We start from the raw sequence: 21272 nt of genomic DNA on the forward strand, positions 1-21272 counted from the left end.
ATCTGCAGACGATGGCGATCAGAACGCTCGACGGAAAGAAGTGTCTCGTCACGGGCGCGGCCAGCGGGATCGGGCGGGCGACGGCTGTCGCCGCGGCCCGCCGAGGTGCCGAGTTGGTACTCACCGACGTCAACGAGGTCGGACTGGTGGAGACCGTCGCGCTGTGCGGCGACGCGGGCGGGAAGGTGCTGTCGGCGCGCGCATTCGACATCACCGACTTCGACGCCGTCACCGCGTTCGCGGACGAGGTACACGAAGAGTTCGGCAGCCTCGACGTCGTCATGAACGTGGCGGGAATCTCCGCGTGGGGCACCGTCGAGAACCTCGAACACCGGCACTGGAAGTCGATGGTCGACGTCAATCTCATGGGACCCATCCACATCATCGAGCGGTTCGTGCCGCCGATGATCGCGGCCGGGCGCGGGGGACACCTGGTGAACGTCTCGTCCGCGGCCGGGCTGCTCGCACTGCCCTGGCATGCGGCGTACAGCGCCGGCAAGTTCGGGCTGCGCGGGGTGTCGGAGGTCCTCCGGTTCGACCTCAAGCGGCACGGCATCGGGGTGAGCCTGGTGGTTCCGGGAGGCGTCAAGACTCCGCTGGTCGAGACCGTGCAGATCGCGGGCATCGACCGCGAGGACCCGCGGGTGCGGAAGCTGACCCGGCGATTCGAGAAGCACGCCGTCACGCCCGAGAAGGTGGCCGACTGCATCCTCGCCGGGATCGTGAAGAACCGTTTCCTGGTCTACACGTCGGCCGACATCCGCTTCGGCTACTGGTGGGCCCGCAAGTTCGCCCCGCCGTACGAGTTCGTGATGCAGAAGGCCAACGACCGGTTCAGCGCACTGCTGTAGCGATCGCGCGCGGACGTAGTGCGCCGCTGTGCATCTCGTATGCCGCGTCGACGAGGTCGAGCTGGCTCAGGTCGTGGGTGACCATGACCGTCGCGACGGATCGCTCGCGGCTCAGATCGGCCAGCAGCGCGACGATCTCCCGGCTGCGTTCCTCGTCGAGCGCCGACGTCGGCTCGTCGACCAGCAGCACCGCGGGATCGTTCACGAGCGAGCGGGCGATCGCGACGCGCTGACGCTGTCCGCCGGAGAGTTGGTTCGGCCGCCGGTCGAGCTGGCCCTCGAGTCCGAGGCCGACCAGCAGGTCCCGGGCGCGGCGACGGCTGTCCCGGACCTTGCCGCCGTTCAGGTGCGTGATCATCTCCAGTTGCTCGGTCGCGGTGAGGGACGGCAGCAGGTTCGACTGCTGGAACACGAAGCCGAGTTTCTCGCGCCGCACGTCGGTTCGGGCGCCGCGGTCGAGGCCTGTGACGTCGGTGCCGTCGATCGTCACGGTGCCGGAGTCGGGCGTGGTCAGCAGGCCGGCGACGGCGAGGACACTCGACTTGCCGGATCCGGACGGGCCGGTGACGGCGACCAGTTGTCCGCGGTCCACGTGGAGGTTGACGTCGTCGAGGGCGCGCAGTCGGGTGTCGCCGTCGGGGTAGGTGAGGACGATGTCGCGGAGTTCGATGCTCATGGAATTCCTTTCCGGGGGTCGGTCGGCTCAGCGGGCGGTCGCGAGTGCGGCCTGCGGATCGATGGAGACGATGCGGGCCAGGGCGGCGGTCGCGCCCACCATGCCCATCACGATCAGTGCTACGAACGGGACCAGGGTGCCGGAGACGGTCAGCGTGAACGGCACGACCTGCGCCGCGATCGCGCCCAGGCCCACCGCGGCGAGGCTGCCGAGGCCGGCGCCGAGGACGAGCACGATCAGCGACTGGCCGAGAGCATCCTTGAGCAGGTATTTCGTCGAGGCGCCGACGGCCTTGAGGACCGCGAGGTCCTGACTGCGCTGGATGGTCCAGACGGTGAAGAACGCGCCGACCACGAGAGCGCTGACGGTCATCAGCATCACCTGCATGAGGAGCAGCGAGCCCCGCTCGGACGTGTACGAGCCGATCGCGTCGAGCGCACCCTTCCGGTCGGTGATCGACGTGCCGGTCGCCGCGGCGGCGCCGGCGGCGTCGAATTCACCCGACGTGCGCAGCGCGACGACGGTGCCGTCGCTGCCGCCGGCGGACGGCAGCTGCGTCCACGCCCCGTGGTCGATCCACACCACGGGCTGGTGGCTGTAGAGGGAGTCGTCGACGAGAGCGGTGATCGTGAACGTCCGGGCGCCGATGGAGATTCGGCTACCCACGTCCCAGCCGTTGTCCTTCGCGAGGGTGGCGTCCACTGCGGCGGACGTGCCGTCGAGCGCGGCGGGGGCGGCGAAGGATCCGGTGTCGACCCCGAAGGCGGACGCGGCCACCTCCCGGATGCCGGTGCTGATCCGGACCGGGGCGATGCCGAGTACGGCGGCCTCGTCGACACCCGGTGTCGCGGCCAGGGCGTCGCGTTGCTGCTCGGTCACGGTGGATTCGCCGAACGAGAGCGACTGGCCCTCGGCGGGTTCGCCGAAGGCGAAGTTGTCGGCGCCGATGTGCTCGACGGCGGCGATCGACTGGTTGCCCAGTCCCGTGGTCAGCCCCGACAGCATGACGACCATCAGGGAGATCAGGAACAGGGCCGAGCTCATGAGAGCGAACCGGCCCTTGGCGAAGCGGAGATCTCGAATACTGAGGAACATGTGATCCAGCGTCGCGGAAAGCCGGTGTTCGGGGCATCGCGCATCGGTTCACTTCGCCGGTCCATCGAAAGTTGGACTCCGTGGTTCACGGCGGCCGGCGGTACATCGGCGGTGTTAGCGTGAGTGAAATGCAGACCTCCGACGCGTACCACCCGGGCGGTGTCGCCCCGGTACTGCGCGCCATGCAGATCGGTGCGCACACTCTCTTCCTGCTCCTGCTCGCGGTCGGTGTCGGGCGTGTCCTCGTCACGGAGGGGGCCACGAGCTGGTGGATCGTGGCGATCGCTCTCGCGGAGCTCGTCTGGTACGGGTGCGGTGTGTTCTTCGCGCGCGGCGGCCGGGCCGGTGGCACCGTCGACAAGGCGTCGGGGCGCTCGTGGCTGGGCATCCTCGTCCTCGGCTGGCTGCTGCTGGTGATCGCGGACTCCAACTTCGTGTGGCTCGTGTTCGCGCTGTTCTTCCTGTGCTTCCATCTGCTCACCATTCCGCAGGCGTTCGGGGCGACCGTTGCGCTGACAGCGGTGGCGATCGCGGCGAGCCTGTGGCACGGGGTGACCGAGACGGTGCCGTCGATCGTCGGACCGCTGATCGGTGCGGCCGTCGCGGCCGGCATGGCGACGGTGTACCAGCTACTGGTGCGCGAGGCCGCGGAGCGGCAACTACTGGTCGACGAGCTCACCGAGGCGCACCGAGAGCTCTTCGGCGCCCAGGACGAACTGGTGGCTCTGCAGCGCGAAGCGGGTGCGCTGGAGGAACGTTCACGGCTCGCCCGGGACATCCACGACACGCTCGCGCAGGGCTTCTCGTCGATCCTGCTGCTGGCCCGCGCAGGACAGCGGGGCAACGACGCCGCCCCGATCTTCGACCAGATCTCCGAGACCGCACAGGAAAATCTCGTGGAGGCCCGGCGCGTCGTGGCGGCCCTCGCGCCGGCCGACCTGGAATCGGCGCCCCTCGAATCGGCGTTGCGGCGTCTGCTGGCCCAGCTCGGTGACCAAACCGGCATCGTCGGCGAACTGCGCACCGACGGCGACGACGTCTCGTTGCCGATGGACTACGACGTCGCGCTGCTGCGGGTCGCCCAGAGCTCGCTCGCGAACGTGCGGTTGCATTCGCGAGCCCAGCGGGTGCGGGTGACACTGACGCACGAGGCCGACGAGGTGCGTCTGGACGTCGTCGACGACGGGATCGGCTTCGATACCCGGGAGGCCGGCGGGTTCGGTCTCCGGGCCATGCGCGAACGTCTCGCGGAACTGGGAGGAACGTTGGTCGTGGAGAGCGCACCGGGTGACGGAACCGCCGTCGCGGCAACGCTTCCCGTGGGGAGGCTGCTGTGAGCGGCGTTCGGGTGCTGTTGGTGGACGACCATCCTGTCGTGCGGGCGGGGCTGCGGGCCCTGCTCGCGTCGCACGACGGCGTCGAGGTGGTGGCCGAGGCGACGTCGGGCGAGGAGTCGGTGCTGCTGGCTGCGACTACGAAACCCGACGTCGTGCTGATGGACCTGCGGCTCGGCTCCGGTCTGGACGGTGCCGGAGCGACGGCGCAGATCACGGCGGTCACCGATCCACCGCGGGTGGTCGTGCTCACGACGTACGACACCGATGCCGACATCCTGCGTGCGGTCGAGGCCGGCGCCTCCGGATACCTGCTCAAGGACACGGCGCCGGAAGTGCTGATCGAGTCCGTCTTCGCGGCGGCGCGAGGTGACACGGTGCTCGATCCTGATGTGGCGCAACGGCTCTACCGCAGGATGCAACAGCCGAGGGTGGAGTTGAGTGCTCGCGAGGTCGAGGTTCTCGATCTGGTGGCGCAGGGGCTGTCGAACCGGGCGATCGCGAAGCAGTTGTTCGTGAGCGAGGCCACCGTCAAGTCCCATCTGGTGCACGCGTTCACGAAGCTCGGCGTCGACAGCCGGACGGCGGCGGTCGCGGCTGCCCGCGAACGGGGCGTGATCGCCTGATCCGTCGGGTAGCGTCCGACGCATGCCGAAGCGTTTCGAGTTCTCGGCCGAGTTCGAATATCCGGTCGAAAGTGTGCACGCCCTGCTCACCGACGAGGGGTACTGGCGCTCGCGTCTCGCGCCCGGTTCCGGCGGAACGGTGGAGGTGCTCGAATCCGCCGACCACGACGGGTCTCCGCTCGTGACGGTCACGATGACCGAGACGGTCGATCCCGGCAACTTTCCGTCGTTGGTGCGCAAAGTCGTTCGCGGGGAGATGCGCATGCAGCGCATCGACATGTGGAGGCCCGTCGACGACGGCCGGGCGTCCGGACGCGTCGAGGGCGCTTCGACCGGCATACCCGTCGCGATCGCCGGCGACTACGACCTGAGTCCGCTGGGGAGTGGGGCGCTGCTCGCGGTGAGTGGGACGATCACGGCGAAGATCCCCGTGATCGGTGGCAGCATCGAGGCGCTCGCGCGCCAGATGGTGGGCCAGATGGTGGCGCGGGACCGCGAAGAGTTGCTGCGCCGGCTCACCGACGGCGGCTGACCGCGTGCGGGTCAGTCGATCTCGACGTCGATGACGCGCGCGCCGGGGCCGTCGGTGCCCAGCTCGTCGTGCGGATTCGCGAGGGTGCAACTGGCCAGCGACAGGCATCCGCACCCGATGCAGGTGGTGAGGTCGTCCCGCAGTCGGGTGAGCTGTTCGATCCGCCGGTCCAGATCGGCGTGCCAGCGACTCGACAGCCGCGCCCAGTCGCTGCGGGTGGGGGTGCGGCCGTCCGGGAGAGTCGACAGCGCGTCACGGATCTCGGCCAGGGGGATCCCGACGCGTTGCGACAGCCGGACGAACGCGACCCGGCGCAGCACATCCCGCTTGTAGCGGCGCTGGTTGCCGCTGGTCCGGCGGCTCGAGATGAGGCCTTCACGCTCGTAGAAGTGCAGTGCCGACACCGCGACCCCGCTGCGCTCGGACAGTTGTCCGGGCGTGAGTTCCCTGGTGTTCCATTCCGGCATGTCCACGACCTCGGCCCTTCTCGCTGCGGCAACCTCGACAATACTCGAGGATTGGGACGGTGTGCCGTCCGGCGCGCGCGGGACTACCGTTTACGCATGAGCCTGCGGGAATCGTCGAAGCCGGGTGTGGATACCGAGGTGGGAGCGCTGCGCACGGTGCTGCTGCACCGCCCCGGCGACGAACTCCGCAGGCTGACCCCCCGTAACAACGACCAACTGCTCTTCGACGGCCTGCCCTGGCTGGACCGCGCGCAGGACGAGCACGACGCGTTCGCCGACGTACTGCGTGGGCGCGGCGTCGAGGTCCTGCTCCTCGCCGACCTCTTGGCCGAGACGCTCACCACCAGCGGTGCGGCGCGGATGCAGGGCATCTCGGCCGCCGTCGATCCACGCAAACTGGGGCATGTGCTCGCACAGGATCTCGCCGCGCACCTGCGGGGCATTCCCGCGGCCGATCTGGCGGACGTCCTCACCGCCGGGATGACCTTCGACGAGTTGCCGATCGGGACCGGCGCCGCGACGCCGTCGCTGGTCCGGTTGATGCACCACGGCGGCGACTTCGTGATCGACCCGTTGCCGAACCTGTTGTTCACGCGGGACTCGTCGTTCTGGGTGGGCGGGCGTGTCGCGATCACGACCCTCGCGCTACCGGCCCGGGTGCGCGAGGCGTCGCTCACCGACCTCATCTACGCGCATCACCCGCGTTTCCGCGGCGTGCGGCGAGCCTACGAATCGCACACCGCCCCGGTGGAGGGCGGCGATGTACTACTCCTGTCGCCGGGTGTGATCGCCGTCGGTGTCGGGGAGCGGACCACGCCGGCCGGTGCGGAAGCGTTGGCGCGCAGTGTCTTCGAAGACGGGCTCGCGCACACCGTGCTCGCCGTGCCGATCGAGCAGAGGCGGGCGTCCATGCATCTGGACACCGTGCTGACGATGGTGGACACCGATGCGGTCGTCATGTACCCGGCGGTGCGGGAAACGCTGTCGGCCTTCACGATTCGCAGCGAGGATGGCACCGCCCGGATCGGTGGTCCGGAACCGTTCCTCGAAGCAGCCGCGGCCGCAATGGGGATCGGCAAGCTGCGGGTGATCGACACCGGACTCGATCACGTGACCGCCGAGCGGGAACAGTGGGACGACGGCAACAACACGCTCGCGCTCGCGCCAGGTGTCGTGGTGGCCTACGAGCGCAATGTCGAGACCAACGCGCGGATGGAGGCGTCGGGCATCGAGGTGCTCCGAATCTCCGGCTCCGAGTTGGGGTCCGGGCGGGGCGGACCGCGCTGCATGTCGTGCCCGATCGCGCGCGATCCGCTGCCCTGACGATCGCCCGATCAGAGGATCTCGCGCACCTTCTCGTACGGCCGCGCCAGCACGGTGCCACGGTCGGTCACGACGATGGGGCGCTCGATGAGGATCGGATTGTCGACCATCGCGTCGAGTAGTTCGTCCTCGGAGGCGGTCGCGAGACCGAGTTCCTTGTAGACGGCCTCCTTGGTCCGGATCGCCTCGCTCGGGCGCAGGCCGGCGTCGTCGAGCAGCTTGCGCAGACCGTCGCGCGACGGTGGCGTCTCGAGGTACTTGACGACGGTCGGCTCGAGGCCGGCTTCCTCGATGAGCTTCAACGTGTTCCGCGACGTGCTGCAGCGGGGATTGTGATAGATCGTTGCGTTCTTTGCGGTACCAGCCATGCCTGCCATTCTGCACGGGGACAATGGGTGAGGGAGCATGCATACGAGCGAGTCACGAAACCGACGTGAGGAGTCTTGGACATGACCGATCGACGCATCGTCATCGCCGGAGGGCACGGCAAGATCGCCAGACATCTGATCAAGGAGTTGACCGCGTCGGGGGACCGCGCGGTGGCGCTGATCCGTAACCCCGACCACGTGGGGCCGGTGCAGGCACTCGGGGCGCTGCCGGTGGTCATCGACCTCGAACACGCGTCCGTCGACGACGTGGTGGACGTCGTCCGCGGTGCGGACGCGGTCGTGTTCGCGGCGGGCGCCGGGCCGGGAAGCGGCGCTGCCCGGAAGGACTCCGTCGATCGGGGCGCCGCGGTCCTGTTGGCCGACGCCGCCGAACGGGCCGGCGTGCGGCGATTCGTGCAGATCAGCTCGTTCGGTGCCGGCGAGCCGATTCCCGACGGCACCGACGACGGGTTCGTGGCGTACCTCGAGGCGAAGACGGCCGCGGAGGAGGACCTGAAACGCCGGGACGGCCTCGACTGGACGATCCTGCGGCCCGGGGGACTCACCGACGACGATCCGACCGGCGAGGTCGCGCTCACCGAACCGCCGCTCGAGCGGGGCACGGTGCCGCGAGGCGATGTCGCGGCGGTGATCGCGGCGTTGCTCGGGACGGACGCGGACGGCCGGCCCCGGGCGGTGGGGCGCACGTTGATGCTCACCGAGGGTTCGTTTTCCGTTGAGGACGCCGTCGCCGCGTTACCGTGAATTCACGCGCGCTTCGCTGCGGCGGAACCGTGACGGGCAGGAAGGGAAGTCGTGGACATCGAGATCGACCATGCGTCGTCGACGCCGCCGTTCGAGCAGTTGCGCACGCAGATCCTCGAACTCGTGAAGTCCGAGCGGCTCGTGGCCGGTACCAAGATCCCGACGGTTCGTGGCCTGGCGTCCCAGCTCCACATCGCGCCCAACACGGTCGCCCGGACCTATCGCGAACTCGAGCAGCTCGGGGTCATCGAAACCCGGGGGCGGCTCGGGTCGTTCGTCGCGACGTCCGGGGACCCGACGCGGGCCGAGGCGCAGAAGGCCGCGACCGAGTACGTCCGCGTGATCCGTCGGCTGGGAATCTCGGACGAGGACGCGGCGGCGTTCGTGGGGAGTGCGCTCGAGGGCGCCTGAGCAATTAGGTTGACGCTTCAACCTAATATGTGTCAGGGTGGCCTCATGAACTCCACCGCATTCCGCGACGTCAGCCTGCTCATCGCCCGTATCGGCATCGGCGTGATCTTCATTGCGCACGGATGGCAGAAGTTCTCCACCTGGGGCATCGACGGCACCCAGGCCGCCTTCGCCGGCATGGACGTCCCGCTGGCCGACGTCTCGGCGATCGTGGCCGCGACGATCGAACTGGTCGGCGGCATCGCCCTGCTCGTCGGATTCGCCACCCGCATCGCCGGCGGCCTGCTGTTCCTGAACATGCTCGGCGCGTTCTTCATCGTGCACGTCGGCAACGGCATCTTCGTCGGCGACGGCGGCTACGAACTGGTCCTGGCGCTCGGAGTCGCGTCGCTGCTGATCGCGGGGGTCGGGGCCGGTCGGTTCAGCGTCGACGCCGTGGTCGGCAGGAAGTCGCGGGTGCTGTCCGCGTCCTGACACCGATCCGCGCGCACCCGGGACTCGCCACGGCGGGCTCCGGGTGCTTGCTTTTGGCCGCGAGAGTGAGCACCGTTTGAGGAATGGCAGGCGCACGCGAGCTGTCCGGAACCGACCGGGTGGTGTTCGGCGTGGCCGCGAGCGCAGTCGCCGCGATCGTGGTCTGGGGGCTCGCTGCGCCCGACAACCTCGAATCGATCACCGGCGACATGCTCGACTGGCTGGTCACCAACATGGGCTGGCTGTTCGTCATCGCCGCGTCGTCGTTCGTCGTCTTCATCCTGTGGATCGCCGCGAGTAAGTACGGCCGGGTCCCGCTCGGGAAGGACGGCGAGAAGCCCGAGTTCACGACGGTCAGCTGGATCGCGATGATGTTCAGCGCCGGTATGGGCATCGGCCTGATGTTCTTCGGCGTCGCGGAACCGCTCGCGCACTTCGTGACGCCGCCGCCCGGCACCGACGGCGGAGTCGGTACGGCGATGGCGACCACGATGTTCCACTGGAGCCTGCATCCGTGGTCCATCTACGCGGTGATGGGACTCGCCATCGCGTACGGCACATATCGGCGGGGCCGCCCGCAGCTGATCAGCGCGGCGTTCTTCCCGCTGCTCGGCCGGCGCAGTCAAGGTCCGATCGGCAGGGTCATCGACATCCTCGCGATCTTCGCGACCATGTTCGGCACCGCGGCATCGCTCGGCCTGGGCGCCCTGCAGATCGGTTCCGGGCTCGAGGTGATCGGCTGGATGGGGGAGGTGGGTACCTTCCTGCTGGTCGCCGTCGTCGCGGTACTGACCCTCGCCTTCGTCGCGTCGGCGGTCTCCGGTGTGGCCAAGGGCATTCAGTGGCTGTCGAACATCAACATGGTCCTGGCCCTCGCGCTCGCGGTCTTCGTGTTCGTACTCGGGCCGACGGTACTGATCCTCAATCTGATTCCCACCACGATCGGCAACTACGCCGCCGACCTGGCCGCGATGTCCGCGCGCACCGCAGCGTCGAGCAATCCCGCGACCGCCGAATGGCTGTCGTCGTGGACCATCTTCTACTGGGCGTGGTGGATCTCGTGGACACCGTTCGTCGGGATGTTCCTCGCACGGATCAGTCGGGGGCGCACCATCCGCGAGTTCGTGATCGGTGTGATCCTCATTCCGAGCCTGGTCAGCCTGTTGTGGTTCTCGGTGTTCGGCGGTGCCGGGATCAACGAGCAGAGCGAGGGCGTCGACCTGGCCGGACGGGACACCACCGAGAGCCAACTGTTCGGAATGCTCGAGCACCTGCCGCTGTTCGGGATCTCCACCGTGCTCGTGATGGTGCTGGTCGCGATCTTCTTCGTCTCGGGCGCCGACGCGGCCTCGATGGTGATGGGCACCCTGTCGCAACGCGGTGCCCTCGCGCCGGCCCGCTGGGTGGTCGTCTTCTGGGGACTGCTCACCGGCGGGGTCGCCGCGCTCATCCTCTGGACCGGCGGTGCCGACGCACTCAACGGCCTGCAGACGATGACGATCATCGCCGCAGCACCGTTCGTGCTCGTCATGATCGGCCTGTGCGTCTCGCTGTACCGGGATCTGTCCCGCGATCCGATGATCCTCGCCGAACGCAAGGAGCGACGTCTGTCGTCGCGGGCGCTGCGGCGCTGGACGTGACGCCCGCGCTCGTCAGCCGCGATCGGTGACCATCGACAGGATCTGTGGAAGGGACGTCCAGTCGGTGGAGACGACGGACGCCGAGCGGCCGGCGAGGTCGAGTACCCGGGCCCGGGCGTCCGCCTCGGACGGCGCGACCGGGTCGAGCGTCGGGAACACCTTGTGCGCATCGGTGACGACGACCAGATAGCCGTTGTCGCGGTACCACCCGGTGTCGGAGTCGCCGCCGACGAAGTCCGTGGCGTCCACGTCGAACACCACGAACCACGGCCGCAGCGCGGCGTCGTACCGCAGCCGCGGGTCGCCCGCCTGTGCCCGGTGCACCGCGGGGAACGCACTCGCCAGGCCCAGGGCGCCGACCCGCGCCAGATCCGACAGGTGCGTCGCGTACGCGCGGTCGATCCACCACGTGTCGAGCGGGTTGTTCTCCTGCACGGTGCCCGGGATCAGTTCCACGAGGAACCTGCCGCGCAGCTCCCGGGCAGCGGGCCAACCCGCGGTGCGGACGGCGTCGTCGAGCGTCGCCGCGGACGGACCGCCGTGCGCCAGGAGATCGGCCGGGCCGAAGACGGCGTCGCCGAGCCGGCTGCGGACCAGGGCGTCGAACTCGCGCGGACCACGTCCGAACGGCGGGGTGAATCCGTCCTTCATCTCGACCTTCACCACCACCGGCGGGTGGTCCGGGTGGGCGTCGTGCCACGTGCGCAGGTCGTCGAGGCAGCCGCTCAGGAACTGGTCGCGCGGCCCGGTCCGTAGCCGGTCGGCCGAGGTCGCGCCCGCACAGTTGTTGTCGTTGGCGATCGGGTTCGAATGCGACACCCGCCAATCCGGACCCGCCGCGTTGGTCCACACGTCCAGCTCGATCAGACCCGCGCCGGCATCGAGGGCGTCGGCGAGGAACGGATAGCGGTGCTTCTCGAACGTGTTGTGGACGCCGACCGACGTCACGTCGGACAGGGCCGGCGCCGTACCGCCGGAATCGGCATGTGCCGTCGCGGGTACCGACAGGGCCGACACGGCGAGCGCGATCGCCGCGATCACGGACGTTCTGGACATTCGCAGCACGCTACCCACGGGGAGAGTGGTGTGGGGCGTTTCGCGGAGAAGCGGTCACCGGTGGCGGCGGATCAGCGCCAGCTCGGCAACCACAGCTGCTGCTGCCACATCTCCGGGGTGATCGGCACAGCGGTCAGGATCGGCCACAGCCACACGAAGTTCGCGACCACCAGGCCCACGTAGAGACACACCGCCAGCAGCCCGGTGCCGCGCCTCTCGGCCGAAGCCCTGGCGGCGCCGAGGATCTCGCCGAGGATCAGCGCGATCGCCATCACGAAGAACGGGGCCAGCGCGACCGCGTAGAAGTAGTACATCTGGCGGTCCAGCGTCACGAACCACGGCAGCAGCGCGGCAGCGTAGCCGGTGAGCACCGTCGCGTAGCGCCAGTCGCGGCTGACGAACGTGCGCCACAGCGCCCAGCCGAGAACCGGCACCGCAAGCCACCACATCGCGGGCGTGCCGATCAGCATCACCGCCTTGACGCAGCTGGGTCCGCCGCAGCCGGACACGTGCTCGCCCTCGGCGAAGTAGTACAGCATCGGGCGCAGGCCCATCGGCCACGTCCACGGCTTCGACTCCCACGGATGGTGGTTGCCCGCCGAATTGGTCAGGCCCGAATGGAACTCGAGCACCTTGGCGCTGTAGTACCACAGTGACCGAAGCGCCTCGGGCACGAACGAGAACGGGCCGCCGGTGCCGATCTGATTGCCGGCGGCGTGCCGGTCGACACCGGTCTCGCTCGCGAACCACGCCCCGTACGTGCCGAGGTACACGATCAACGGCACCACGACGAGCGCGTACAGCGACGGCACGATGTCGCGGATCGCGGTGCCGACCCACGGCCGCCGCACCCCGTACGCGCGGCGGGCGGCGATGTCGTATCCGACGCACAGCAGGCCGAAGAACGCGATGAAGTACATGCCGGACCACTTGGTGCCGCACGCGAGACCGAGCATGAGGCCGGCGCCGAATCGCCACCACCGCACGCCCAGCCGCGGGCCGAACTCGGTGACCCCGATACGTCCCTCCGCCCGCACCCGGGCCATCCGCTCGCGCACCTGGTCCCGGTCGACGACGAGGCAACCCAGCGCCGCGACGGTGAACAGGGCGAGGAAGATGTCGAGCATTCCGAGGCGGGAGGAGACGAAGGTGACGCCGTCGACGATCAGCAGGACGCCGGCGATCGTGCCGATCAGCGTCGATCGGGTCATGCGCCGGACGATCCGCATCACCAGCAGCACCAGGATCGTCCCGGCGACGGCCGACGCGAACCGCCAGCCCCACGCGTTGTAGCCGAACAGCGCCTCGCCCATCGCGATCAGCTGTTTGCCGACCGGCGGATGCACCACCAGTCCGTAGCCGGGGTTGTCCTCGAGCCCACCGCCGGTGAGGACCTGCCACCCCTGCGGCACGTAGTGCTTCTCGTCGAAGACCGGGGTGCCCGCGTCGGTCGGATAGTTCAGCATCACGAACCGTGTGATCGCGGCGAGCGCGGTGACCACGAGCGTCGCGATCCAGCCGCGCCGGCGGTCGGTCGGACCGAAGTCCGGGGGCGGGGCGGTCGGAACCGGGCTGACGGTTCGGGGTCCGCCGGACGAGGGCGCGGGGTGCTCGTCCGTCAGCTGGGTCACGTGTCGATCGTAGGCTGTCATCCATGACTGGTCGCCTCGTCCTCGCCGCAACTCCCATGGGGGACATCGGTGATGCCTCCGAACGCCTGCGCACCGCCCTCGGATCGGCCGACGTCGTGGCCGCCGAGGACACCCGCCGCACCAAGGCGCTCGCCGCGGCCCTCGGAGTCACGATCACCGGTCGAGTCGTCAGCTTCTACGACCAGGTCGAGGTGTCCCGGCTGCCGGTCCTCGTCGCCGATGTCGAGGAGGGCCGGACCGTGCTGCTCGTCACCGATGCCGGCATGCCGTCCGTGAGCGATCCCGGATACCGGTTGGTGGCGGCCTGTGTCGAGAAGGACCTGCCCGTGACGTGCCTGCCCGGCCCGTCGGCGGTCACCACGGCGCTCGCGCTGTCCGGGCTGCCAGTGGAACGTTTCTGCTTCGACGGCTTCCCGCCCCGCAAGCAGGGGCAGCGGCGCGCGTGGTTCCAGACGCTGAAGACCGAGCCGCGGGCGTGTGTCTTCTTCGAGGCGCCGCACCGACTGGCGGCGTCCCTCGCGGACGCGGTGGAGGTGCTCGGCGGGAGCCGACGCGCGGCGGTGTGCCGGGAACTGACGAAGACGTACGAGGAAGTCCGTCGCGGCACTCTGGCGGAACTCGCGGAGTGGGCCGTCGAGGGGGCGCGCGGCGAGATCACGGTGGTACTCGAGGGCGCGCAGCCGGTGGCGGCGGATCCGGAGGATCTGGTCGGCGAGGTCGAGCGACTCGTCGCGGACGGAGTGAGACTGAAGGACGCGTGCGCTCAGGTCGCCACCGAGGGCGTGTCGAAGCGCGAGTTGTACGAGACCGTACTGGCGTCCCGGAAGGATTGACACCTCCGGGCGCTGGGAACGCGGTTCCCGCCGACCCCCGACGAGCGGCTACCCGGGGGTGGGCGCTCCGGTCGAAACCGGAGCGCCACCCGGCGGGGCAGCGACCGCATCGGCGGGGGCCGCACCCAACAGCACCATCAGGCCCACGGTCGCGGCGATGACCAAACCTGCCCCGACAGCCGGCGGTGTCTTCGCCGTCAGTTTGGCCGCCTTCGCGATCATTCCGAGTTCCTCCTCCGTGGACGCTGCACCCGGCAGGGGATACCCCTCGTGGATTTCTCCAACCCCCACCGGTCGCAGCGCCGCTTGGCGCAGGGCCCTTGTGTGTCGACGTCGACTTTGCCGCATTCGGCGGAACGGACGAACTGGATGGTTCGCAAGACGAGCTATCATCCCTGTTCGCGGGCGGTGAGGAATAATTCCGCAGCGGAATCCGCAGGGGCCGCAGAGCGCGGAGATCGGGGTGGACCCGGTGGAATGCCGCGGCCCGCGACACGGAAGGAACGACCAGCGCGATGACAGCGGACAGTGAGGCCCAGAGCGACGCGGAACGGTCGGGCGCGGCGGCTCGGTTGATGTTCGCCGACCAGATGCGGTTGCTGTTCGCGACCGCCGGAGGCCCGCCGCTGAAGAAGGTCGTCACCGAGGCGGCAACTCTCGGCCGCTCGGTCGGCGGGGAGAAGCCCGCCACCGTCCAGCGGATCAGCGACTGGCGATCGGGCAAGCGGATGCCGGCGACGTTCGAGTCGGTCCGCCCCGTGCTCGCGGTCCTCATCCGAATGGCCCGGGCACTGCACGAAGGTCCGCCGCCCACCGACGGATTGTTCTCCATGCGGCAGTGGGAGGCGTGGTGGCGCAACGCCAGCTCCGCTCCCGCGACGAAGCCCGCGGCGTCCGGAGCCGGGGAGCCCCCTGCGACGTTGCTTCCGGCGGGCGTGCGGCCCTATCGCGGGCTGGCGCCGTACCGGGAGAAGGACGAGCGACTGTTCTTCGGGCGCACCCAGAGCGTCGACGGTCTCGTCGCCGCCGTCGAGGCCGCGCAGGGCAAGGGCATCGTGATCGTCACCGGCGCCTCGGGCGTCGGCAAGTCGTCGCTCGTGCAGGCCGGGTTGATCCCGCAGTTGCGTGCCCTCGACCGGGTCGGCGAGCGCCGCGCGTTCGCGGCGGTGGTGTTCGCGCCGGGCGCGCATCCGCTGGCGGCGCTGCGGACCGCCGTACCCGAACTGACCGAGGTGTCGCCGAGCGCGGAACAGCTCCACGACGCGCTGGCCCGCGCCGCGGACCGGCTCGGCGCCCACCACCTCCTGATCGTCGTCGACCAGATCGAGGAATTGTTCTCGCAGTGCTCCGACGCCGACGAGCGCGCGGACTTCCTCGCGCTGCTCGACATGGCCGCGACGGCGCCGGTCAGCGGTGGCGCGACCGACACGACGTCCGTCGTCGCGACGATGCGATCTGACTTCTACCCGCAGGCGCTCACGCACAAGGTGCTCGCACGGGCCCTCGAGCAGCGCAGCAAGACGGTGTCGCCGCTCCTGCGTGAGGACGTCGTCGAGGTGATCACGAAACCGGCCCGCATGATCGGACTCAAGCTCGAGCCCGGCCTGGTGGACCTCATCCTCAACGATCTCGGTGTCCTCACCGCGTCGTCGCCCAACCCGTCCGAGGGCAGCGACACCGTGCTCCCGCTGGTATCGCACCTGCTCGACACGATGTGGGAGCGGCGCCGCGGGGGACAGCTCACCATCGCGAACTACCGCTCCACCGGCGGGGTGCGCGGGTCCATCGCGGCCGCCGCCGAGCGCGCGTGGGAGCAACTCGACGAACGCGGCCGCGTTCTGGCACGGGCGATGTTCGTGCACCTCGTCTACGTCACGAGCACCGGCACCGACGTCAAGATCCGCCGGACCGTTCCGCAGCTCGTCGCGCTCGAGGGGTCCGACACCGGTGCCGGTCGCCGCGTCGTCGACCACTTCGTCAATGCCCGGGTGCTGGTGGCGGACGGTGACGCGGTCGAACTCATCCACGACGCGGTCATCTACACGTGGCCGCGGCTCAGGGCGTGGATCCAGGAGGACCGCTCCTACTCGGCGCTGCGTCAGCAGATCGAGACGGACGCGGTCCACTGGGAGGACGCCGACCGCAACAACAGCCTGCTGTACCACCGCGGCCGGCTCGACTTGCTGACCGAGCACGCGGAGAAGCAGGCCGATCACAGGTCCCCGGCGGATCAGCCGGGTGTCGAGGCTGTCGCGGCGACGCTGACGCCCGCGGCCGTGGACTTCCTGGAGGCGTCGGTTCGGCAGGTGGGTCGTCAGACGTGGCGCAAGCGCACCGTCATGACCGCGCTGGCGCTGTCGACCGTGGTCGCCGTCGCGATGGGGGCGATGGCGCTGGCCGCGAAGTCGCGGGCCGAGGACGAGCGCAGTGCCGCGCAGTTCCAGCAGGTGGTCGCGCTCGCCGACGCCCTACGGGAGAGCGATCCGACGACGTCCGCGCAGCTGTCGCTCGCCGCGTGGCGCATGCGGCCGGGCAACGACGACGCGTTCTCCCGACTGGTCGCCACCGAGAACACCCCGATCTCCCGGAGCCTGAAGGGCCACAGCGGACCTGTCTACGGCGTCGCGTTCTCGGCCGACGGCCGGACCCTCGCATCCGCGAGCGATGACCGGTCGGTGCGATTGTGGGACCTCACGGACCGGTCGGCCCCGACGCCGATCGGCGGCGAGCTGACCGGTCCGGACCAGTACATGGCGTCGGTGTCGTTCAGCCCCGACGGGCACCTCCTCGCCGCGGGCGGCGGCGACGGGACCATGTGGATCTGGGACGTCAGCGACCGGGCCGCGCCGCGGGCACTGATGTCGGGACTGCGGACCGCGCCCGGTGCAGTGCACAACGTGCGGTTCAGCCCCGACGGCCGACTGCTGGCGGTCCCGCACGACGACGGCACCGTGACGCTGTTCGACACCACGAACCCCGACTCCGGGCAGTTCCCCGCCACCACGCTGCGGGCGCACTCCGGCGCGGTGCGCACCGTGTCCTTCCGCGGCGGCACGGTGCTGGCGACGTCGAGCGACGACCGCACGGTCCGGGTGTGGGACATAGCCGACCTCGGGCGGCCGGTGCAGGTGGGGCGGGACCTGACCGGCTTCGACGACGTCGCGCACTCGGTGTCGTTCAGTCCCGACGGCACCACCCTGGCCGCGAGCAGCGACGACGGCATGATCCGGGTCTTCGATTCGACGGACCTCCAGGACGTCCGCCAGGTGGGGGCCCCGCTACAGGCCCACACGGGTGGCATCTGGACGATCGCCTTCGGTCCCGACGGGACGACACTGGCGAGTGCGTCCTGGGACGGCACCGCGAAGTTGTGGTCGGTCGATCCGGCGACGCGCGCGGTGCACGAACTGCGGCCCGCGCTCAGCGGCAACGGCGGCGGCGTCCCCGCACTCGCCCTCTCGCCGGACGGAACGACGATCGTCACCGGCGGCCAGGATTCGATCGTGCGGATGTGGACGCTGCCGTCGGGGACGGTGCCGGTGTCGGACGCGTCGCTGACCCTGCCGTCGATCGACAGCGACGGCTCGACGGTGGTGACCGCGGGATACGACGCGCAGGTGCGGTTGTGGAGGGTGTCGGCGGGCGGCGCGATGGACCGGGTCGGCTCGATCGAGCTGCCGCGGCCGTTGGGCGGCGGCAACGTCGCGGAGCTGTCGCCGGACGGAAAGGTCCTGGCGACCACCCAGACGTCGGGCGGCCACGTGCAGCTGTGGGACGTCGCCGATCCGGCACGCCCGGCGCCGCTGGGGCCGCCGATCGTGACGGCGACGCGGTTCACGTGGGAGATGGCGTTCAGCCCGGACGGCCGGACCCTCGCGATCGGCGACGACGACTTCACCGTCGCACTGTGGGACGTCCAGGATCCGCGTAACCCCGTGCGAGTGGGCGAACGCCTGACCGGGCCACGGAACCTGGTGCGCAGCGCCGCCTTCGGTCCCGACGGTGACGTGCTGGTCGCGGCCGGCGCGGACGGCGACATCTATGCGTGGGACGTGTCCTCACCGGCGCAGCCGTCGCCGCTTCCGATCCGTGCCGGCGGGCACGACGGCGGCGTCAACGCCCTGTCGTTCGATCCGGACGGAGACACCCTGGTCACCGCCAGCGACGACCACACCCTCGTACTGTGGGACCGCGACGCCGACGGTGGCTTCACGCCGCGCCCGGTGCCGCTGCGCGGACACACCGGGACGGTGTACAGCGTCGCGTTCAGCGGTGACGGCACCCACGTGGTCAGTGGCAGCGACGACGGCTCGGTGCGGCTGTGGAACATCGACGGCGCGGGGGAGTCCGAGGAGGTCGGCGGCCCGCTCACCACCATCGGGACCGGGCGGTGGCAGGTCGCGTTCCTGCCGCAGACCGACACGGTGATCGCGGGCGGTGGTGACGGCGTGCTTCGGACGTGGCGTCTCGACGAGGACCCCGTCACCGACCGGATCTGTGCGGCTACCTCGGAGCTGACACAGGATCGGCCGGCGCATTTCGAGATGCCGGAGTCCGGTCGGGGAGCGTGCGCGACGCGGTGAGCGTGACGATGCTCGACGCCTTGTCCAGGCACTCCTGCCATTCGGCATCGGGGTCGGAGTCGATGGTGATTCCACCGCCGACTCCGAGGCCGACGCGGCCGGCCGCGTCGAACTCGACCGTGCGGATCGCGACATTCAGTTCGAGTCCCGCCAGGGGGCTGTGCATTCCGACGGCGCCGCAGTAGACGCCGCGGGGGTCCGGTTCCCACGAGCGGAGCAGCGCCCGCGCCGAATGCTTGGGACACCCGGTCACCGAGGCGGGCGGGAACGCTGCGTCGAGCAGGTCCGCGGCGCTGACCCGGTCCGAGACGTCGGCGGTGACGGTCGAGACCAGGTGCCACACGCCCGGGGCCGGCTTGACCCGCAACAGGTCGGTCACCTTGACCGAACCCGCGTCGGCCACGCGGCCCAGGTCGTTGCGGACGAGGTCGACGATCATCACGTTCTCTGCGACATCCTTGACCGAGTTCCGCAGGCGCACAGGGTCTTCGCCGAGGGGAAGGGTGCCCTTGATGGGGCTGGACGTGACGGTGCCGCCGCGGCGCGACAGGAACAGTTCGGGGGACAGCGAGGCGACCGCACCCCACCGACCCTGCACGAACCCGGCCCGGCTGGGCCGGGTCCGGTCGACCGCATCGGTGAAGAAGTCGACCGGGCGGCCCGAACTGGTCCCGTGGAAACGGGCACACACGCACGCCTGGTAGACGTCGCCGCGGGCGATGGCGTCGAGACAGTCCTCGACGCCGCGCCGGTGGGCGTGCCGGTCCGGGGTGGTCCAGTCGATGTGCCACGGGCCGAGGGCGGCGTCGGGGCGCCGGACGATGTGTACCAGGTCGTCGGGACACGGACGATCGATCAGGCTCTCGAACCACCAGCAACCCGAGTCGTCCAGCCGTAGAACATGATCGGTCCAACCGCCCGCGGCCTCGGGTAGGGCTCCGGTTCGGTCCGGGTAGGCACGGTAGCCGATCCACCCACCGCCGATGACTGGACCGCCGATGACCGGACCGGTGGTGCTGATCTCCGGTCCGGCGTCGCGCCGCGGCACCGTGAAGGCGGCTCGGGCGTCGTGCGGTGTGGCGCGCACACTGGGCGCGAGAACGGCGGCGGCGTCGAACCAGTTTCCGATCAGGCCGGCCGGCGGTGCCAGCTTCCGCGAGCGAGCCCGCCGAGCCAGTGCGCGGAGCACGTCGGCGGCGCTGCCACCGTCTCCGATCCGCTCGATCCGCATTGGTCCAGCTTTCCATGCTGTGGGGCCTGCAACGACATCGGTCCGCGGTGACGTGCATCCGGTCGGCACCCGAGGTGTGGCCGCTGGCTCATCGCGCGATCGCCCGTTCGCCCGGCGCGAGCGACGCCCCGTCGGCGGCCGTCTGCCCGGCGTTCCAGCCGTGCGCGTCGACGGATCTGCTGCGGGCCGCCCGGGTGCTCGGGAAGAGTCGCTCGAACTCCGCATCGACCGCGGCGGACCGCGCGGCCAGCACCGGCAGCAGGTCGTCGATCCGCACGTCCGCGTCCACCGCGGTCTCCGCGGTCGCGCGGCTGTCGGCCTCCTTGAGGCGCTGACCGATCCGCACCGCGAACCCGAACAGGAACGCCTTGCGGAACGACGCCGTGCGCGAGTCGGCGGGTGAGCGGGCCCCGGCCTCGTGCATCGCCCGGGTCGCCTGGACCAGCAGCGACATGAACAGCAGATCGATCTGCCGCAGGTCGATGGGGTCGCCGACCACGGTCGCGATCGCGAATCGGTCGAACCACACCGTGCGGGCGCGGTTGGCCTCGCCGATCGCCGTCAGCAGATGCACCTTCTCCCGGACGTACGGGCTGTCCAGGTGGATGCGGCGACTGCGAATCGTGCTCGACCCGGGGGCGTCGGCGCCGTGCAGCAGCGCCGCACCGATCGCGTAGCGGGTCATGAGGTCCTGCGCCTTGGCCGTGAACGTCTCGGCCTCCTCGACGAACTCGGTGGCCTCGGCCTTGGCCAGCAGCCCGCGGATCCGGCCCAGGAGTTTCGGGTCGACATCGGCACTGCCCCCATCGGCACTGCCCCCATCGGCACTGCCGCCACCGGTCTCGCGCGGAGATGCCGCCGAATCGTCGCGCCGCTCCGGCCACCTCGACGGCGGATCGCACAGGTACGTCAATCGCGGTAGCTCGAGCCAGTGCACCGAGAGCGCGACCCAGTCGCGGACACCGATCTGCCAGTTCGCGGCGTCCAGGGCGGCCCCGAAGTCGTCGGGCGTGCAACGGGGCGGCAGACCGTCGGCGAACCGGGCGGCCTCGGGTTCGCGGTCGGCGATCTGCTCGAGTTGTTCGCGCCATTCCCGGGGCGCCCGGAAGTGCGCCTCGGTGGCGTGCGCATGGAACAGCAGGGCGGCGGCCGCGGTGGGCGCGGTGGCGGCGCCGAGCGCCCGCCGTGTCACGTGCAGGACATCGGCGGGCTGCCAGCCGCGCTCGTACGCGTCGGCCAGCGCGCTCACGAGTCCGGCTGCCGACCGCTGCCGGGGCGGCGGTGGGCATCCGAACCGATCGAAAGCGTCTCGCGTTCGAAAGTATGTTCTATTGCTCCCCATGCGTGACAGTGTG

General features: G+C 70.1%; 20 protein-coding genes. 11 read left to right on the forward strand and 9 right to left on the reverse strand.

Annotated elements, in window-relative coordinates; translation table 11 throughout:
• Positions 1–11 precede the first annotated feature (11 nt).
• Positions 12–851 carry an SDR family oxidoreductase gene (locus tag ABEU20_RS08655; protein ID WP_420164013.1) on the forward strand — a complete coding sequence of 280 codons (840 nt, stop codon included), beginning with the start codon at positions 12–14 and terminating at the stop codon, positions 849–851.
• Here ABEU20_RS08655 and ABEU20_RS08660 read toward each other — a convergent pair.
• Both ABEU20_RS08660 and ABEU20_RS08665 read right to left on the reverse strand, forming a co-directional pair.
• Positions 835–1527 (reverse strand): ABC transporter ATP-binding protein, encoded by a 693-nt coding sequence (locus ABEU20_RS08660; RefSeq protein WP_420164014.1) that lies wholly within the window; start codon positions 1525–1527, stop codon positions 835–837. The genes ABEU20_RS08655 and ABEU20_RS08660 overlap by 17 nt on opposite strands.
• Before the next feature lie 27 nt (positions 1528–1554).
• The gene (locus ABEU20_RS08665; protein ID WP_420164015.1) at positions 1555–2622 is read right to left on the reverse strand and encodes an ABC transporter permease; all 1068 of its coding nucleotides are present in this window, start codon (positions 2620–2622) and stop codon (positions 1555–1557) included.
• Between the two features lie 128 nt (positions 2623–2750).
• Here ABEU20_RS08665 and ABEU20_RS08670 point away from each other — a divergent pair, with 128 nt between their 5' ends.
• Genes ABEU20_RS08670 through ABEU20_RS08680 form a run of 3 tightly spaced genes read left to right on the forward strand, consistent with a single transcriptional unit; the run spans position 2751 to position 5114 of the window.
• Positions 2751–3959 (forward strand): sensor histidine kinase, encoded by a 1209-nt coding sequence (locus ABEU20_RS08670; protein ID WP_420164016.1) that lies wholly within the window; start codon positions 2751–2753, stop codon positions 3957–3959.
• Entirely contained in the window at positions 3956–4582 is a 627-nt protein-coding gene (locus tag ABEU20_RS08675; RefSeq protein WP_420164017.1) for a response regulator, read from the forward strand. Before ABEU20_RS08670 ends, ABEU20_RS08675 begins: the two co-directional genes overlap by 4 nt.
• A gap of 22 nt (positions 4583–4604) precedes the next feature.
• Positions 4605–5114 carry a DUF2505 domain-containing protein gene (locus tag ABEU20_RS08680; protein ID WP_420164018.1) on the forward strand — a complete coding sequence of 170 codons (510 nt, stop codon included), beginning with the start codon at positions 4605–4607 and terminating at the stop codon, positions 5112–5114.
• Positions 5115–5125: 11 nt separating this feature from the next.
• Here ABEU20_RS08680 and soxR read toward each other — a convergent pair whose 3' ends face one another.
• Positions 5126–5587 carry a redox-sensitive transcriptional activator SoxR gene (gene soxR / locus ABEU20_RS08685; protein ID WP_420164019.1) on the reverse strand — a complete coding sequence of 154 codons (462 nt, stop codon included), beginning with the start codon at positions 5585–5587 and terminating at the stop codon, positions 5126–5128.
• A gap of 90 nt (positions 5588–5677) precedes the next feature.
• On the opposite strand from soxR, the gene ABEU20_RS08690 reads away from it, so the two are divergent.
• A complete protein-coding gene (locus tag ABEU20_RS08690; protein ID WP_420164020.1) occupies positions 5678–6904 on the forward strand; it encodes an arginine deiminase in 1227 nt (408 codons plus the stop codon).
• An 11-nt stretch (positions 6905–6915) separates the two neighbouring features.
• Here ABEU20_RS08690 and arsC read toward each other — a convergent pair whose 3' ends face one another.
• Positions 6916–7272 carry an arsenate reductase (glutaredoxin) gene (gene arsC / locus ABEU20_RS08695; RefSeq protein ID WP_420164021.1) on the reverse strand — a complete coding sequence of 119 codons (357 nt, stop codon included), beginning with the start codon at positions 7270–7272 and terminating at the stop codon, positions 6916–6918.
• Between the two features lie 81 nt (positions 7273–7353).
• Between arsC and ABEU20_RS08700 the strand changes: the two genes are divergently transcribed.
• From ABEU20_RS08700 to ABEU20_RS08715, 4 genes are all read left to right on the forward strand, one after another.
• The gene (locus tag ABEU20_RS08700) at positions 7354–8037 is read left to right on the forward strand and encodes an SDR family oxidoreductase (protein WP_420164022.1); all 684 of its coding nucleotides are present in this window, start codon (positions 7354–7356) and stop codon (positions 8035–8037) included.
• A 51-nt stretch (positions 8038–8088) separates the two neighbouring features.
• Complete coding sequence (locus ABEU20_RS08705; protein ID WP_420164023.1) at positions 8089–8448, forward strand: GntR family transcriptional regulator; 360 nt, start codon at positions 8089–8091, stop codon at positions 8446–8448.
• Between the two features lie 45 nt (positions 8449–8493).
• On the forward strand, positions 8494–8922 hold the full coding sequence (locus tag ABEU20_RS08710) for a DoxX family protein (protein WP_420164024.1): 429 nt from the start codon (positions 8494–8496) through the stop codon (positions 8920–8922).
• An 83-nt stretch (positions 8923–9005) separates the two neighbouring features.
• Entirely contained in the window at positions 9006–10562 is a 1557-nt protein-coding gene (locus tag ABEU20_RS08715) for a BCCT family transporter (RefSeq protein WP_420164025.1), read from the forward strand.
• Positions 10563–10574: 12 nt separating this feature from the next.
• Here the strand turns inward: ABEU20_RS08715 and ABEU20_RS08720 are convergent, their stop codons facing one another.
• Entirely contained in the window at positions 10575–11618 is a 1044-nt protein-coding gene (locus ABEU20_RS08720) for a phosphatidylinositol-specific phospholipase C domain-containing protein (protein WP_420164026.1), read from the reverse strand.
• A 71-nt stretch (positions 11619–11689) separates the two neighbouring features.
• Entirely contained in the window at positions 11690–13270 is a 1581-nt protein-coding gene (locus tag ABEU20_RS08725; RefSeq protein ID WP_420164027.1) for a dolichyl-phosphate-mannose--protein mannosyltransferase, read from the reverse strand.
• Positions 13271–13272: 2 nt separating this feature from the next.
• Between ABEU20_RS08725 and rsmI the strand changes: the two genes are divergently transcribed.
• Positions 13273–14103 (forward strand): 16S rRNA (cytidine(1402)-2'-O)-methyltransferase, encoded by an 831-nt coding sequence (gene rsmI / locus ABEU20_RS08730; RefSeq protein WP_420164028.1) that lies wholly within the window; start codon positions 13273–13275, stop codon positions 14101–14103.
• A 48-nt stretch (positions 14104–14151) separates the two neighbouring features.
• On the opposite strand, the gene ABEU20_RS08735 is transcribed toward rsmI, so the two are convergent.
• Positions 14152–14325 (reverse strand): hypothetical protein, encoded by a 174-nt coding sequence (locus ABEU20_RS08735; protein WP_420164029.1) that lies wholly within the window; start codon positions 14323–14325, stop codon positions 14152–14154.
• 293 nt (positions 14326–14618) lie between these two features.
• Between ABEU20_RS08735 and ABEU20_RS08740 the strand changes: the two genes are divergently transcribed.
• Positions 14619–18686 (forward strand): nSTAND1 domain-containing NTPase, encoded by a 4068-nt coding sequence (locus tag ABEU20_RS08740; protein WP_420164030.1) that lies wholly within the window; start codon positions 14619–14621, stop codon positions 18684–18686.
• Here ABEU20_RS08740 and ABEU20_RS08745 read toward each other — a convergent pair.
• Complete coding sequence (locus ABEU20_RS08745; protein ID WP_420164031.1) at positions 18607–19917, reverse strand: aminodeoxychorismate synthase component I; 1311 nt, start codon at positions 19915–19917, stop codon at positions 18607–18609. The genes ABEU20_RS08740 and ABEU20_RS08745 overlap by 80 nt on opposite strands.
• 88 nt (positions 19918–20005) lie before the next feature.
• A complete protein-coding gene (locus ABEU20_RS08750) occupies positions 20006–21259 on the reverse strand; it encodes a DUF2786 domain-containing protein (protein WP_420164032.1) in 1254 nt (417 codons plus the stop codon).
• Positions 21260–21272: the final 13 nt, after the last annotated feature.

Source organism: Rhodococcus parequi (assembly GCF_046042785.1).
In the GTDB taxonomy this organism is placed as follows: Bacteria; Actinomycetota; Actinomycetes; order Mycobacteriales; family Mycobacteriaceae; genus Prescottella; species Prescottella parequi.